A 15,629-nucleotide genomic window follows, 5' to 3' on the forward strand; every position below is an offset into this window, starting at 1 on the left:
ACAGTCTACACTAGAGGCAGGAGGCCCTATGACCCTGTCTTTTACCACTCGCTGGCGTGATGAACTACCAGCAACTTATACCGCGCTTTCACCCACCCCTTTGAAAAATGCGCGCCTTATCTGGCATAACGATGCGCTGGCGGAGCAATTAGCTATTCCTGCGGCGCTATTTGATATTTCAACTGGTGCGGGCGTTTGGGGAGGCGAATCGCTGCTTCCCGGGATGTCGCCTTTAGCCCAGGTTTATAGTGGGCATCAGTTCGGCGTCTGGGCAGGTCAGCTTGGCGACGGACGTGGGATCCTGCTGGGCGAACAACAGCTCGCGGATGGTTCAACGTTTGACTGGCACCTGAAAGGCGCCGGACTCACACCGTATTCCCGCATGGGGGATGGGCGCGCCGTGCTGCGCTCGACCATTCGCGAAAGCCTTGCTAGCGAAGCGATGCACTACCTGGGAATACCGACCACGCGGGCATTGTCGATTGTCACCAGCGACACGCCGGTGTATCGCGAAACGGTCGAAGCGGGAGCGATGCTTATCCGCGTGGCGCAAAGCCATATGCGGTTTGGCCATTTTGAGCATTTTTACTATCGCCGGGAGCCGGAAAAAGTGCGCCAGTTGGCTGACTTTGCGATTCGCCATTACTGGCCGCAATGGCAGGAAGACGCCGATAAATATCAGCTGTGGTTTAACGATGTTGTCACGCGTACTGCGACGTTAATCGCTGACTGGCAAGCGGTAGGGTTTGCGCATGGTGTTATGAATACGGACAACATGTCGATTCTGGGTCTGACGATGGATTACGGTCCATTCGGTTTTCTTGATGATTACGTGCCCGATTATATCTGCAATCACTCTGACAACCAGGGGCGATACAGTTTCGATAATCAACCGGCCGCCGCGTTGTGGAACCTGCAACGTCTGGCGCAAACCCTGTCGCCGTTTATCCCGGTCGAGGCGCTCAATGATGCGCTGGACAGTTACCAGCTGGCGCTGTTAACTCGCTACGGTCAGCGGATGCGGCAAAAGCTCGGCTTCTTTAGCGAGCAGAAAGACGATAACGAACTGCTTAGCGAGCTGTTTAGTCTGATGTCGCGGGAAAGAAGCGACTATACGCGAACGTTTCGCATGCTCAGCCAAACGGAACAACACAGTGCGCAATCTCCGTTGCGCGATGAGTTTATCGACCGCGCAGCGTTTGACGACTGGTTCACGCGGTATCGCTCGCGTCTTCAGCAAGACAATATTGCCGATGCTGCCAGACAAACACAGATGAAGGCGGCTAACCCGGCGATGGTATTACGTAACTGGCTGGCGCAACGGGCGATTAGTCAGGCAGAGCAGGGGGATTACGCCGAGCTGCATCGGTTGCACCAGGCGTTGCGTACCCCGTTTGCCGATCGTGATGATGACTATGTCAGCCGTCCACCTGACTGGGGCAAACGGCTGGAAGTGAGTTGTTCAAGCTAAGGGGCCAGAAATACCTGCGGGGAGGCGTTGGCCGGATGCTGGCCAACGTGTACCTGAGCACCGTACCAGCGCTTCAGGTCATCGGCCTGTAACACAGTTTCCGGTGTTCCCTGCGATACCAGCCTGCCGTTGTGCAGCAGCACTATTCTGTCTGCCCACAGTGCGGCGAGGTTCAGATCGTGAAGCACAATGCACACATGCAGCTCTCCCGAAGAGGTAAGCGTTTTTAGCATGCGCAACAGATGCTGCTGGTGGTAAAGATCCAGCGCGGAGGTCGGTTCATCAAGGAATAACCAACCGCGAGGCGCACCGTCGCACCAGAGTTGTGCCAGCGCACGGGCTAACTGTACTCGCTGTTGCTCGCCGCCGGAAAGCGCGGCGTATTGCCGACCCGCCAACGGTGTGCATCCGGTCATTTCCATCACCTGAGCGATAAGCCGGGGCTCCTGCTGTTGGGTCCACGGCGCGCGGCCCATCGCGATGACAGCCTCTACCGGCCAGTCGAATCCCAGCAGTGTTTGCTGGCGCATCACTGCCCGATGCCGCGACAGGGTCTGGGTAGACCATTCATGCAACGGTTTGTCCGCCAGCACGCAGCGCCCGGTTGCTGGTTTGAGAAAACCGGTCAGCAGGCGCAGCAGGGTGGATTTCCCCGCACCGTTTGGGCCGATGAGTGCAACCAGTTCACCTTTTGTAAGGGCGAGCGATACGTCGTCAATCACCGCTCTGCCAGCTACGTGATAGTGAAGCCCTTCAGCGATGAAATGTTCAGCCATGCGCTCCTCGCTGACGAAAAATAAGCCATAAAAACCACGGTGCGCCGAGAAGACTGGTCAACAGACCGACCGGCATCTCCGCAGGCGCAACCGCCGTACGAGCCAGGGTGTCGGCAATCAGCAATAAAAACGCGCCCGCCAGCACGGAACCCGGAATAACGGCCCGATGGTCTGAGCCGAGCCACATACGTATTAAATGTGGGATTACCAACCCGATAAAGCCAATCACGCCGCTTACCGCCACGGCTGAGGCAACCAGTAATGCGCTACAAAGCAGCAAAATACGCTGGATTGTACGTACATCAACGCCGAGATAATGCGCCTCTTCCTCACCCAGTTGCAGAAGATTCAGCGCCGGAGCAAGTCGCCAGATGATCAGCACTGTCGGGATTGTCAGCGAAGTGACAGCCAACAGCGTGGACCACTGTGCGGCCCCCAGACTTCCCATTCCCCATAGCGACAGCTGGCGCAGTTGCGCATCATTACTGACCCACGACAGTACGCCAACCGCCGCCCCGCAGAGCGCGTTGATGGCAATGCCGACCAGCAGCAGGCGGGAGAGCGAACCGTCGCGCTGTTGGCTGAGGATAAAAATCACTACGGTTGCCGCTAGCGCGCCGAAAAAAGCGGCCAGCATTGGAGCATACAACATCATCAGCGCGGGCAAAGAGACAGGCAGCACCACCCACAGGGCCACAGCGCAGGCGGCGCCGCTGCTTATTCCCAGTAATCCAGGGTCTGCAAGCGGATTGCGAAACAGTCCCTGCATCACGCAGCCAGCGAGCGCCAGAGAACCGCCAATCACCAGCGCCAGCAGGACGCGGGGAAGGCGAATCGTGATCCAGATTTGACGCAGTGCCTCATCGCCATCACGCCAGAGCAGACTTACCGGCAGGCGCAACGCGCCAAAACCGGTAGCCAGAACCGTCATTGCAACCAGCATCAATGCCAACATCCACAACGAACAGGTGATCCGCCGGGACATCAGGGCAATTGCTCCGCTTTAGCACGAAGCTGCAAAATAGCCTGTGGCGTGCGAACGCTGAAGCCCAACAGCGCCATATCGTCAATCTGCAATACCTGTTTATTCCTTCCGGCAGGTGTTTGCGCAAGCCCCGGTAGCGCCCACAGGTTATCTTCGCCACCCATCGCCTTAACGCCGTCCTGCGAAATCACCACCAGATCGGGCTGGCTGGCAATGACGCCTTCTTGTGACAGCGGCTGATAGCGATTAACGCCCTGCATCGCGTTGCGTAGACCTGCGGCACGAATCGCCGCATCGGCTGCGGTTTGCTGGCCCGCCGCCATTGCGGTCATCCCGCCATGATTGAGAATAAACAGCACACGTTTATTAAGTTCAGACGACGGGAGCGTCGCCAGTTCCTGACGTAACGTTGCGCGCAGCGTTTCGCCGTCGGCCTCCCGATGAGTAGCCGCAGCGATAACCCGAACTTTTTCATCAATCGCGTTAAGATCGTTGCTTGCTGGGATCGTGACAACCTTGACGTTGCTCTGCTCAAGCTGTTTTAGTGCTAAAGAAGGCTGTGCCTGCGCGCTGGCAAGGACCAGCGTAGGGCGTGTAGCCAGGATCCCTTCGGCGTTGAGCTGGCGCAAATAACCAACATCAGGTAACGCGGTTGCCGCAACAGGCCACTGGCTTGTGCTGTCTCTCGCCACAAGGGAGGGTTGTGCTCCCAGTGCGTAGACAATCTCGGTGACATCGCCACCGAGCGCAACAACCCGTTCCTCGGGCGCAGCCAGCGCCGCGAAGGGCAGCAGCGCGATCAGGGCCAGCAGTTTTTTCATGCGGCCAGTCCTTTCGGCGTCAGTGCGTCAATCTGTGCGCGCCATTGTGTCTGCTCCGGCTCGCCTTCCGTACGTTGACCATACAGCTGGGCGATTTGCGTGCCGTCGGCAGCAAACAGCTCCAGACTGGTGACGTGACCATCGGCGGTCGGTTTACGCGTCACCCACGTTTCCGCCACGCTCTCTTCCAGTAGATGCAGGGTAAATGTTGGGTTGAAGATGTTCAGCCAGCCTTTCATCGGTACCAGTTTTTCAATCACGCCGGTAAATATCTGTACACAGCCGCGATTACCCACAAAAACCATAATTTCGTTGCTATCCTGACGCGCGGTGTCGAGCAATTGCGCCAGTGCGCTATTAGAAACCTTACAGGCCAGGTCGTCGCCAACCAGATTAAACGCCTGTTGGCGGGTGAGATCGTGGCGTTTCAGCAGACCGAAGAACTGATGGACATCGGTCATCGCTCGCCACTCTTGATCAACAGTCTGTGTGTCGACAGTGACGGCGGCAGGCACAGAATTGTTGACGGGTTGCAGCACCAGCGGCGGGTTTTCTGCAAAGATGAAACGGGTCAGCAACGCCGCCCATTCCTCAACGAAGGTATTTTGTGTGGTATAGACCTTCAGCAGTGCGTCTCCCTGATGGTCAAAGAATTGAATGCTCTGACGCTCGCCGTGGGCGGTAGTCTCACTGATATGAAAAGCGCTTGCCCACTGATTGAGGAACAGGCGCAGGTCGAGGGCACGCGGATTAAGAACTAGCCCGGCATGGCCGTTCAGGTGCTGATTGGTAAAAGCGCCAACCTGTTCATGCACCGCATATTCGTTGCGGCAAATGCATTTGGTTTCACCTACGGCTTCCAGTGCGCCGAGAATTTCGCGGACTTCGCCACGTAAGCGCCAGGCGTCATGGCCGACGCGCGCAAAGGTCAGTTCGGCTTCACTAATATTCATCAACCCTGCAATGTCGCGTGCGTATTTGCCGGGATTTTCTTTCTTCAGTTCCAGCCAGCGTGTGTAATGATTCATTGTCTCTTCCTTCCAGATTGCGGCCCCGGCGAACCGGGGAAAAGTGATTACCACTGATAACTCACGAAAATTTTGCCATTACGACCATCCTGCGGAATGCCTTGCGGCGACCAGTACTCTTTGTCGAAGGCGTTGCCCAGTACCAGCGTGGTGGTCATGCCTTTCAGTGCTTGTTGGCCCTGATAGCTCACGTAAAAATCGTTTACCGCATAGCCAGGCTGTTTAGCGTAGGTGCTGCTGATATGCGTTGAACGGTCAGCAAATGTCCCAATCCAGCCTACGGAGAAACCGCTGTGCGCAACCGGCACATTCAGTTTGCTGGTGACGGTGTCGGGGTTAATGCTGGAAATGTATTCACCTGTGTCAGTATCTTTGCCGCGTGTGCGGTTATAGGCCATGTCGAGGCTGAACAGGTCGGCGGTATATTTCGCCATCACGTCCCAGCCCCAGATTTTGGCATTGGGAACGTTATAGGACATGGTTGTCGCAGCGGCGAAGTCAACACTGGTGGAGATGTAATCTTTTGCTTTGGTGTCGAAATAGCTGGCTTTAAATTCGAGCGCATCGCTCGCCATCAGCAGATCGTCAAAGCGCAGGCCAAATCCGTATTCCTGGGTTTCGTTGGTTTCCGGGCGCAGGTTAGGGTTTGGCACCCAGTAGTTAGTGTAGAAACGACCAATCGAGAAGTGTTTCGCATCGTTATACATCTCGCCCATGGTTGGCGCACGGAAGGCCTGAGCGTATGAACCGAACAGCATCAGCCAGTCGGCTGGCGTAACGGTGAGTCCGGCGCGGGACGACCATTTGTCAGCATCAACATCTTCATAGCCGTCGCTGCTGCCGCGATAAGAGTCATAACGGGTACCGCCCAGCAGCGTAACCGGCAGGTCGCGCAGAGTGATTTCATCCTGTAGCCAACCGGAGCTGAAATCGATCTTTGCCTCCGGGAAACCGGTGGTTGAACCACCGGGTTGTTGTTCCTGGCGATAGTACTCACCGCCGTAGGTCAGCAGGTGAGATGCAAAAGAGTCGGTAAACAGGCGGCTGCGGTTGTCGATCTTCCCGCCTTTGGTGGTTTGCTTGCGAAATTCGCCAGTGTTATCTGCGTTCTGAGCATTAATGCGCGCTTCGGACCAGTAGATACGGGCATCCGTGTTCAGCCAGTTATTGTCTGCCGGAGCGAGCGAGTAGGTCAGTTGCGCATCACGCTGGATCGTTGAACGGTTGGTCATCGGGTTGCTGGCATCCGCCGCACTGGTCTGCGGGTTTTTAGGTTCCCGGGCGTCATTGTTGTAGTATCGCAGCGAGCCGGCCAACGTCTGGGCGCTGTCAATTTTCCAGCTACCTTTCGCCAGCATATTGTTGATCGCTTCATCGTTTGGCGCTGTAGCACCGTCGCTTTGGCGCAAATCACCGCGATCGCGACTCGACCATGCAAGCAGTCCGTCCAGCGTATCGGTGCGCCCAAATGCGCTGGCGCCCATACCGAGGCTGTGATCGCCGGTTGCCGCGGTACCGAACACGCGGTAACCGCTGTTTTGTCCGGCTTCCAGCAGATCTTTGGCATCCGCAGTGTCATAGGCGATCACGCCGCCCAGCGCGCCGCTACCGTACAGTAGTGCGGAAGGGCCACGCACGACTTCGATACGTTTGATAAGCGCCGGGTCGAGGAAGGTGCTGTTCAGGTGTCCGGTGTCAGTTCCCTGACGAACGCCGTCAACCAGTACCAGAACGCCACGTCGATCGTAGCCGCGCAGATTCACGTCCTGGCCGTTGGTACGACCCGTTCCATCGAGGGTTAGACCCGGAACCGTCCGCAACAGATCGGCTGCCGAACTGGCGGTCTGGTTTTCCGGGGCAGTGGCATCAATCACGCTGACCATCATCGGCGCTTCAAAGGCACTACGGGCATTGCCGGTGGCGGTGACGGTCATATCCTCGACCGCCGCATAGGCTACGATGGGCAGGTTACTGACAATCGCCAGCGCCAACAGCGATGGGCGCAGGGAAGCGGTGTGCAGGTAAGGCATAGCAACTCTCCATTAGGAAATCGAAAAGCGCTGGCTGCCTGGGTATGACCTGGGTGGCTGGCGAAATGTGTTGTTTATTTAGTCAGAATGAGTTTTCCGGCTTGCGTCTGGCGCAGCAGGTAGTGCTGACCATCATGCTCTATGATCACGCGTCCTTCGTTACCCAGCAGGGTTTTACTGTCAATTCGTCGCTCGTTTGGCGCGACGGAAGGCGGTGTTGTGTCTTTTGCAGGCGTAGCCGTTGTGTTATCCATACGTGACATAGTGTTTAAAAATAACAATCAATGTAACAATGATAATCATTATCATCAAACTGCAAATTTGCGGCAAGCGTTTTTGTGAAATAATTGTGACGAGAACGTTTTTTGCACAATAATCGGGGAAAAACAAAGGATTAGCACCGGGCAAAGTGATATTGCCCGGCGAACAGCATTAAAAACGGCTATCAACCGCAGAGGCGAGTTTTTCAACCAACAGTTCAGTATCTTCCCAGTTCAGGCACGGGTCGGTAATAGACTGACCGTAAACCAACGGCTGGCCGCTAACGATTTTTTGCGTACCTTCACGCAGGAAACTCTCCGCCATGATCCCGGCAATTGCCGTCGAACCGTTACGAATTTGCTGGCACACGTCGTCACAAACGTCCAACTGACGACGATGCTGCTTCTGGCAATTGCCGTGGCTAAAATCGACCACCAGATGCTCAGGCAGGGAAAATTCGTGCAGGGTATCGCAGGCGGCGGCAATATCTTCAGCATAATAATTCGGCTTTTTACCGCCACGCATGATGATATGCCCGTAAGGGTTACCGCTGGTCTGATAAATGGTCATCTGACCGGTTTTATCCGGCGAGAGGAACATGTGACTGGCGCGGGAGGCGCGAATCGCATCGACGGCGATGCGCGTGTTGCCATCCGTTCCGTTCTTAAAACCGACCGGGCAGGAGAGCGCGGAGGCCATTTCACGATGGATCTGACTTTCGGTGGTGCGCGCGCCAATAGCTCCCCAACTGATTAAATCGGCAATAAACTGGCCGGTCACCATGTCGAGGAATTCAGTCGCCGTGGGGACGCCCAGTTCGTTGACCTGCAACAGCAGTTTTCGCGCCAGTTCAATACCGTGGTTTACACGATAACTGCCGTTCAAATCCGGGTCGGAAATCAGGCCTTTCCAACCCACGACGGTGCGTGGCTTTTCAAAATAGGTACGCATCACGATTTCCAGACGCGCCTGGTGCTTTGTGCGCAGCGCCTGTAATCGTGTCGCGTATTCCATCGCGGCATCAAGATCGTGAATCGAGCAGGGACCTACGATCACCAGTAAACGGGGGTCTTCACCATTTAAAATTTTTTCTATCCGACGTCGGGAGTCCGTAACATGACGGGCGACGGAGGATGAAACAGGATGCCGTTGCGCAAGCTCTGCTGGAGTGACCAGGTTGTCAATACGCGCAGTACGGAGTTCATCGGTTCTGTTCATTACTTGTCTCAGAAATTTGTTGCTTCAACGGCAGGACTACCGGGAAGTGATGTACATCACAATATCACACTCATCCTGCCTGGTGGCGAGCATAATAACAAAAAATCGAACCAATGCACTAGCATTCTAGTACATGCGGCGATTCAGTCCCATGATATCGAGGATCTTGGTAGCAATCTCTTCTACCGAATAATTGGTACTGTTCAGCCAGGGGATCTGGTTTTTCCGGTACAGCGCTTCTACCTCAGCAACTTCCATTCGGCACTGTCGCAGCGAGGCGTAACGGCTGTTCTCACGGCGCTCTTCGCGGATGGCCGCCAGGCGCTCAGGGTCGATAGTCAGACCGAACAGCTTATGCTGCAGCGGCTTGAGGGAGGCGGGCAGCACCAAATTATCCATATCATCGGCAATAAAGGGGTAGTTGGCGGCGCGGATACCAAACTGCATGGCCAGATACAAACTGGTTGGGGTTTTGCCGCAACGAGAAACACCGAGCAGGATCACCTGGGCCTGATCGAGGTTGCGCAACGAAATACCGTCGTCGTGGGCGAGGGTGTAGTCAATGGCGGCAATGCGCGCGTCGTACTTGTTGAGGTTACCGGGATTCAGACCGTGCGTGCGATGGGCGATAGGTGTAGGGTCGAGCTTCATCTCGTGTTGTAGTGGGGCAACCAGCGCCTGCACTATATCCTGACAAAATCCCTCGCTTTGCAGAATGATTGAGCGAATTTCGGGCAGGACGATGGAGTAAAACACCAAAGGGCGCACGCCAGTTTGTTGGTAGATCGCGTCAATCTGGTCTTTAACTGCGCGCGCACGACTCTCATTTTCCACAAACGGCAGCGTAATGCTGCTGATCGTGACCGGAAATTGCGACATCACCGCGTGACCCAAGACCTCGGCGGTGATGGCCGTACCATCAGAAATATAAAATACGTGACGATCAACAGCATTATCCATTTTGCTCATCCTGGGCAGACATAATTCTCTGAAAGCATAAATTAAAATTCGCCAGAAGCGAATATTGCTGCATCTTTTTTATAAAATGAAACGGTATTTTTATAATTAATGAAAAGTACATTTCATTTTTCGGAACAAATGTTTATACCGGTAGTTTTTGTGGAGATCCCCTGTGGCTCGCGGGTTTGCGCAAATGCGGAAACAATCTGAAAAAATAAAAAATAAAGTTGCTTGAACGATTCACCGTTTTTTTCGCTGGAGTAAATATGCAAAGATAATTACGCAAAATTGAGTTTCCTAACCTCGTTCAAATATAAGGATTGTTCGATGTCCAACAATGGCTCGTCACCGCTGGTGCTTTGGTATAACCAACTCGGCATGAATGATGTAGACAGAGTTGGGGGCAAAAATGCCTCCCTGGGTGAAATGATTACTAACCTTTCAGGTATGGGTGTTTCCGTACCGAATGGTTTTGCAACGACCGCCGACGCGTTTAACCAGTTTCTGGACCAGAGCGGTGTAAACCAGCGCATTTATGAGCTGCTGGATAAAACGGATATTGACGATGTCACCGAGCTTGCAAAAGCCGGCGCGCAGATCCGCCAGTGGATTATCGACACTCCTTTCCAGCCGGAGCTGGAAAATGCCGTCCGCGATGCCTACGCGCAGCTGTCAGCGGACGATGCCCATGCCTCTTTTGCTGTGCGATCTTCCGCAACCGCAGAAGATATGCCAGATGCGTCATTTGCCGGTCAGCAGGAAACCTTCCTCAACGTCCAGGGATTTGATGCCGTGCTGGTTGCCATCAAACACGTATTTGCTTCGCTGTTTAACGACCGCGCGATCTCTTATCGTGTCCACCAGGGTTATGACCATCGTGGCGTAGCGCTCTCTGCGGGTGTGCAGCGGATGGTGCGTTCTGACCTCGCGTCTTCCGGCGTCATGTTCTCCATCGATACCGAATCCGGTTTCGATCAGGTGGTGTTTATCACCTCTGCATGGGGCCTGGGCGAGATGGTCGTGCAGGGGGCCGTTAACCCGGATGAATTCTACGTGCATAAACCGACGCTGGCGGCTAACCGTCCGGCTATCGTTCGTCGCACCATGGGTTCGAAAAAAATCCGCATGATCTACGCGCCGACCCAGGAACACGGTAAGCAGGTAACGATCGAAGATGTGCCGCAGGAACAACGCGACATTTTCTCCCTGACTAACGAAGAAGTGCAGGAACTGGCCAAGCAGGCGGTGCAGATCGAGAAGCACTACGGTCGTCCGATGGATATCGAATGGGCGAAAGACGGTCATACCGGCAAGCTGTTCATTGTGCAGGCGCGCCCGGAAACCGTGCGTTCTCGTGGCCAGGTGATGGAGCGTTATACGCTGCATGCGCAGGGTAAAATTATTGCTGAAGGTCGTGCTATCGGTCACCGCATTGGCGCGGGTTCGGTCAAAGTCATCCAGGACATCAGCGAAATGAACCGTATCGAACCAGGCGACGTACTGGTTACCGACATGACCGATCCGGACTGGGAACCGATCATGAAGAAAGCAGCGGCGATTGTCACCAACCGTGGCGGTCGTACCTGTCACGCGGCAATCATTGCCCGTGAGCTGGGGATCCCTGCCGTGGTGGGCTGTGGCGATGCGACCGAGCGCATGAAAGATGGTGAGAAGGTTACTGTCTCTTGTGCCGAAGGCGACACCGGTTATGTTTACGCTGACATGCTCGATTTTAGCGTGAAGAGTTCCAGCGTGGAGACCATGCCGGATCTGCCGTTGAAGGTGATGATGAACGTCGGTAACCCGGACCGCGCTTTCGACTTCGCCTGCCTGCCAAACGAAGGTGTTGGTCTGGCGCGTCTGGAATTTATCATCAACCGTATGATTGGCGTACACCCGCGTGCACTGCTGGAGTTTGATGACCAGACGCCTGAGCTACAAAATGAAATCCGCGCCATGATGAAAGGTTTCGATTCTCCGCGTGAATTCTACGTTGGTCGTCTGACGGAAGGGATCGCGACGCTGGGGGCGGCGTTTTATCCTAAACGCGTCATCGTGCGTATGTCTGACTTTAAGTCCAACGAATATGCCAACCTGGTCGGCGGTGAGCGTTATGAACCGCATGAAGAGAACCCGATGCTGGGCTTCCGTGGGGCGGGCCGTTATGTTGCCGATAGCTTCCGCGACTGCTTCGCGCTGGAATGTGACGCAGTAAAACGTGTCCGTAACGACATGGGCCTGACTAACGTTGAAGTGATGGTACCGTTTGTACGTACCGTTGCCCAGGCGAAAGCGGTGGTGGAAGAGCTGGCACGCCAGGGGCTGAAACGCGGTGAGAACGGACTGAAGATCATCATGATGTGTGAGATCCCGTCTAACGCCTTGCTGGCCGAGCAGTTCCTCGAGTACTTCGACGGCTTCTCCATCGGCTCAAACGACATGACGCAGTTGGCGCTGGGGCTGGATCGTGACTCTGGTGTGGTTTCTGAACTGTTTGATGAGCGTAACGACGCGGTGAAAGCGCTGCTGTCAATGGCGATTCGTGCAGCCAAGAAACAGGGCAAATACGTGGGTATTTGCGGTCAGGGCCCATCTGACCATGAAGACTTTGCGGCCTGGCTGATGGAAGAGGGGATCGACAGCCTGTCGCTGAACCCGGACACTGTCGTACAGACCTGGCTAAGTCTGGCTGAACTGAACAAGTAACATCATGCCTTATCCGGCCTATTCAACGTAGGCCGGATAAGATACGCTAGCGTCGCCATCCGGCACTTTATCCTGCAACACTCTCCACGCTCAAACGCTGAATAATATCCTGACGCAGTTGGTATTTTTGTACTTTACCGGACGCTGTGCGTGGTAATTTCTCCACGATCACAATGTGCTCAGGGTATTTGTACTTTGCCACCCGCTTGCGACTAAAAAAGGCTACCACTGACTCCAGTGACAGCGAATGATGCGGCGGTTTTAGCACCACATAAGCACATGACCTTTCACCTAAGCGTTCGTCCGGCATCGCGACAACGCAGGCATCGTGAATGCGGGGGTGCTGCAATAAAATATCCTCAACTTCGCGGCTGCTGATGTTTTCTCCACCGCGGACAATGATATCTTTTTTCCGTCCGGTGATTTTGATGTACCCCGCATCGTCCATTCGGCATAAGTCGCCGCTGTAATACCAGCCGTCTTGATCCAGCGCACGGGCGGTGAGTTCGGGTTCATCGAGATAGCCCATAAACACATTGGGACCGCGTGAGGCTTCTTCGCCTTCTACACCCGCAGGCAACGTATTGCGTGCTTCATCCACCACTTTAATTTCGACGCCTGCAGCAGCATATCCGTCGGTATCCATCATGCGAGAAAGCGAATCATCGAGATTGACCAGCGCATGCGGGGAACTCTCTGTCGAGCCATAAATGCTTAATAATTTTATGCCGAGCTGCTGGCAGTCACGGGCAATCTTCTGTGGAATGGTTGTGCCCCCACATAAGAAAAAGCGTAGCGATGAGAGATCGCTTGGCCGTTTATCCATGCTACACAACATGTCGTAGACGAAGGGCGTTGCGCCGAGCACACAGGTACAGCGTTGTTGTTCCAGCAGTTCAAGACAGGCGGCTGGGGTGAAAATATCTAACAATACGCTGCGTGCGCCGATTAAAAACGGTGCGGTAACGCCATGCAGAAAACCGGTAGCGTGTCCCAGTGGTGCTGGCATTAAAAACACATCCTGCCAGGTGAGATTAAGACGGGCACAGTAGGCGCGCTCGCTGGCAAGGATGTTGTTGTGGGTCAGCATTACGCCTTTTGGCATTCCCTCGGTACCGGAGGTAAACAACACCGCCGCCAGTTCATCGGCGTGAACATTAATCGTTTGGGTTAATGGCGGAGCTAAAAGCAGTTGGCTGAGCGCTAGCGAGGTCGTTGCCGGAGCCAGTTTATCCACGGCAACGATCTGTTGCAGATGTGGCAACTGGTTTTGTAAGGGCAGGATCAGATCGACCGGTCGGGTCTGTTTAAACAGCGTCGGTGCGAAAAAAATCTTCGCCTTGCACTTATTCAACACCCATACCATCTCTGCTTCACGCCACGCTGGCAGCAGCGGTACGGAAACGGCCCCGGTTTTCAGGCAGGCCAGGTAGATAATCGTAAACTCGCACCAGCCCGGTAGCTGGAAGGCAATGCGATCGCCAGGTTGAATACCGCAGGCTAAAAACCAGGTTGCCAGATTGCTGGCCGCGCTATCGAGTGCAGCATAGGTGTATGAAGCGCCATGGTTATCAACCACCGCGATTTTATCTGGCATGGCTCTGGCAGTTTGGTTCCAGTAATCGCCAAGCGAAGCATCTCCCCATAAACCCTGTTGCCGCCAGACTTCGCGACGTTCGGCGTTAAACGTTAGTGTGATACTCATGAAGTTATTCCCTGGATGATTTCGGCATACATCTGACCGGATGGCCGGCGTGGCCGAACCGGTGTACTACAGGCAAAATCCGTTAGCCGTAGCGAAAATCAATGCCAAATGTTCCGACCGGATATTCCCATTGGTCGAGGATCGTGTCGCCGCACAGTACTCGACACGTTCCGCACTCCAGGCAACCAGCAGAATCAAAATGAATGTTTCCACTCTCGTCCTGCTTATACAGCCCGGCGGGGCAGGCTTTCAGCAGCTTGCGAAATTCATTAAGGTCTGGATGTTCGGCCAGGATGATGTGCGGGTGGCCTTCATCGACATTGAATTTATTGACGCCCAGTTTGACGTCAACGTTAACAGTATTGTCCTGACTCATAGTGCAGTTGCCCCCTTGATACCGTCTTTCAGTAAGTTCATCAGTCCGATTTGTTTGGCATGGGACATAATCATCTTGCGAACCGGTTGATTTGGACGTCCGTCAACGGTGAACATATCGCTCATGATGTCGGCCACCATACGCGGATACTGGGTGAACAGACGTGGGTTTTCCATCAACGCTGGGATCTTGCGAAAATGTTGTAAATCACGCATCACACAGCCTTGTTCAAGCGCGCGTTTGTAGTCCATCAGGCTGCTGGCAGAGAAATCCTGTCGTTCTTTTGCTGCAATGGCTGTTTGGGCAGCGGCTTCTGCGGAAGCGATGGCCAAATCCATACCTCGCACCGTGAAACCCAGGTTCAAACAGAAACCGGCGGCATCACCGACGATCATCACACCGTCATCGACCAGCTTTGGAACCATTGCCAGACCGCCTTCCGACACCATATGCGCGGAATATTCCAGTAATTCACCACCGGCAATCAATGGTCGAATAGTTGGATGTTGCTTAAAGTCTTCCAGCATTTGTGGAATACTTTTTGTGGCATGGGCAATATCCCCCAGACCACACACCAGCCCCAGAGAGATGGAGTCCTGGTTGGTATACAAAAAACCTCCTCCCATCAATCCATCAGACGGTGAGCCTGCAAACAGCCAGGCCGCGCCTTCATTACCTGAAAGGTTGAAGCGATCTGCAATGACCGCTGGAGGTAAGCCGATCAGCTCTTTTACGCCAACGGCATAGTGATGTGCAGAAGAGGGAGGAACCATCCCCAGGGACCGCCCCAGCATAGAGTTGACGCCATCGGCCAGGATGACAATATTGGCTTCCAGGATATCGTCACCGGCCTGGACTCCGGTGACCTTATTACCTTCGCGGATCAGAGCATCGACGCGCACACCGGGGATGAACTGCACGCCAGCTTGTTCCGCTTTTTCCATTAGCCATGGGTCAAGTCTGTTGCGCAAAACGGTATACGAATCCTGCGTTGGTGCGTCAGCTTTTTCACGATGGAAATCGAGAGTGACGGCGCTTTCTTCGGTCAGAAAGGAGATTTTTTCGCGGGTGACTTTACGCTCGAGCGGCGCCTCCTGCGCGAACCCTGGCATGATGCGCTCAAGGCTATGCGCGTAGAGTCTTCCGCCGGTCATATTTTTACTGCCTGCACTGTTTCCGCGCTCAATGACCAGCACGTCCAGTCCGGACAGAGCCATAACGTAGCCTGCAACCGTACCCGCCACGCCAGCACCGACCACAATGGCATCAAATTTTTCATCTGACATGCTTTA

The 15,629-nt window shown here is 54.5% G+C and carries 13 protein-coding genes; 2 read left to right on the forward strand and 11 right to left on the reverse strand.

The annotated features are described in order from the left end of the window. The first annotated feature begins 28 nt into the window (after positions 1 to 28). The gene (gene selO, locus E6P06_RS13780; RefSeq protein WP_016150131.1) at positions 29 to 1,471 is read left to right on the forward strand and encodes a protein adenylyltransferase SelO; all 1,443 of its coding nucleotides are present in this window, start codon (positions 29 to 31) and stop codon (positions 1,469 to 1,471) included. On the opposite strand, the gene E6P06_RS13785 is transcribed toward selO, so the two are convergent. The 8 genes from E6P06_RS13785 to ppsR all read right to left on the reverse strand — a co-directional run bounded on the left by E6P06_RS13785 (position 1,468) and on the right by ppsR (position 9,550). Next, on the reverse strand, positions 1,468 to 2,247 hold the full coding sequence (locus E6P06_RS13785; protein ID WP_058842631.1) for a heme ABC transporter ATP-binding protein: 780 nt from the start codon (positions 2,245 to 2,247) through the stop codon (positions 1,468 to 1,470). The genes selO and E6P06_RS13785 overlap by 4 nt on opposite strands. Then, the gene (locus tag E6P06_RS13790) at positions 2,240 to 3,232 is read right to left on the reverse strand and encodes an iron ABC transporter permease (protein WP_061550014.1); all 993 of its coding nucleotides are present in this window, start codon (positions 3,230 to 3,232) and stop codon (positions 2,240 to 2,242) included. The genes E6P06_RS13785 and E6P06_RS13790 overlap by 8 nt, the downstream gene beginning before the upstream one ends. Continuing rightward, on the reverse strand, positions 3,232 to 4,053 hold the full coding sequence (locus E6P06_RS13795) for a hemin ABC transporter substrate-binding protein (RefSeq protein ID WP_139935342.1): 822 nt from the start codon (positions 4,051 to 4,053) through the stop codon (positions 3,232 to 3,234). The genes E6P06_RS13790 and E6P06_RS13795 overlap by 1 nt, the downstream gene beginning before the upstream one ends. Further along, positions 4,050 to 5,081, reverse strand: a complete 1,032-nt coding sequence (gene chuS / locus E6P06_RS13800; RefSeq protein WP_139935343.1) for a hematinate-forming heme oxygenase ChuS — start codon at positions 5,079 to 5,081, stop codon at positions 4,050 to 4,052. The genes E6P06_RS13795 and chuS overlap by 4 nt, the downstream gene beginning before the upstream one ends. Positions 5,082 to 5,128: 47 nt before the next feature. Then, complete coding sequence (locus tag E6P06_RS13805; protein ID WP_139935344.1) at positions 5,129 to 7,111, reverse strand: TonB-dependent hemoglobin/transferrin/lactoferrin family receptor; 1,983 nt, start codon at positions 7,109 to 7,111, stop codon at positions 5,129 to 5,131. A 74-nt stretch (positions 7,112 to 7,185) separates the two neighbouring features. Further along, positions 7,186 to 7,374: a hemin uptake protein HemP gene (hemP, locus tag E6P06_RS13810; protein WP_057064633.1), complete on the reverse strand. Its 189-nt coding sequence runs from the start codon at positions 7,372 to 7,374 to the stop codon at positions 7,186 to 7,188. 169 nt (positions 7,375 to 7,543) lie between these two features. Then, positions 7,544 to 8,590 (reverse strand): 3-deoxy-7-phosphoheptulonate synthase AroH, encoded by a 1,047-nt coding sequence (aroH, locus tag E6P06_RS13815; RefSeq protein WP_003030555.1) that lies wholly within the window; start codon positions 8,588 to 8,590, stop codon positions 7,544 to 7,546. A gap of 126 nt (positions 8,591 to 8,716) precedes the next feature. Then, a complete protein-coding gene (gene ppsR, locus E6P06_RS13820) occupies positions 8,717 to 9,550 on the reverse strand; it encodes a posphoenolpyruvate synthetase regulatory kinase/phosphorylase PpsR (protein ID WP_003030553.1) in 834 nt (277 codons plus the stop codon). 327 nt (positions 9,551 to 9,877) lie between these two features. Here ppsR and ppsA point away from each other — a divergent pair, with 327 nt between their 5' ends. Next, entirely contained in the window at positions 9,878 to 12,256 is a 2,379-nt protein-coding gene (ppsA, locus tag E6P06_RS13825; protein ID WP_003836625.1) for a phosphoenolpyruvate synthase, read from the forward strand. A 67-nt stretch (positions 12,257 to 12,323) separates the two neighbouring features. Here the strand turns inward: ppsA and fadK are convergent, their stop codons facing one another. The 3 genes from fadK to E6P06_RS13840 all read right to left on the reverse strand — a co-directional run bounded on the left by fadK (position 12,324) and on the right by E6P06_RS13840 (position 15,623). After that, positions 12,324 to 13,961, reverse strand: coding sequence for a medium-chain fatty-acid--CoA ligase (gene fadK / locus E6P06_RS13830; protein ID WP_003836623.1), 1,638 nt, complete (start codon positions 13,959 to 13,961; stop codon positions 12,324 to 12,326). Between the two features lie 82 nt (positions 13,962 to 14,043). Continuing rightward, entirely contained in the window at positions 14,044 to 14,337 is a 294-nt protein-coding gene (locus tag E6P06_RS13835) for a 4Fe-4S ferredoxin (protein WP_003836621.1), read from the reverse strand. Then, the gene (locus tag E6P06_RS13840; protein ID WP_016150135.1) at positions 14,334 to 15,623 is read right to left on the reverse strand and encodes an FAD-dependent oxidoreductase; all 1,290 of its coding nucleotides are present in this window, start codon (positions 15,621 to 15,623) and stop codon (positions 14,334 to 14,336) included. Before E6P06_RS13840 ends, E6P06_RS13835 begins: the two co-directional genes overlap by 4 nt. Positions 15,624 to 15,629 lie beyond the last annotated feature (6 nt).

The organism is Citrobacter sp. CF971 (genome assembly GCF_006385635.1).
Classification (GTDB): domain Bacteria; phylum Pseudomonadota; class Gammaproteobacteria; order Enterobacterales; family Enterobacteriaceae; genus Citrobacter; species Citrobacter freundii.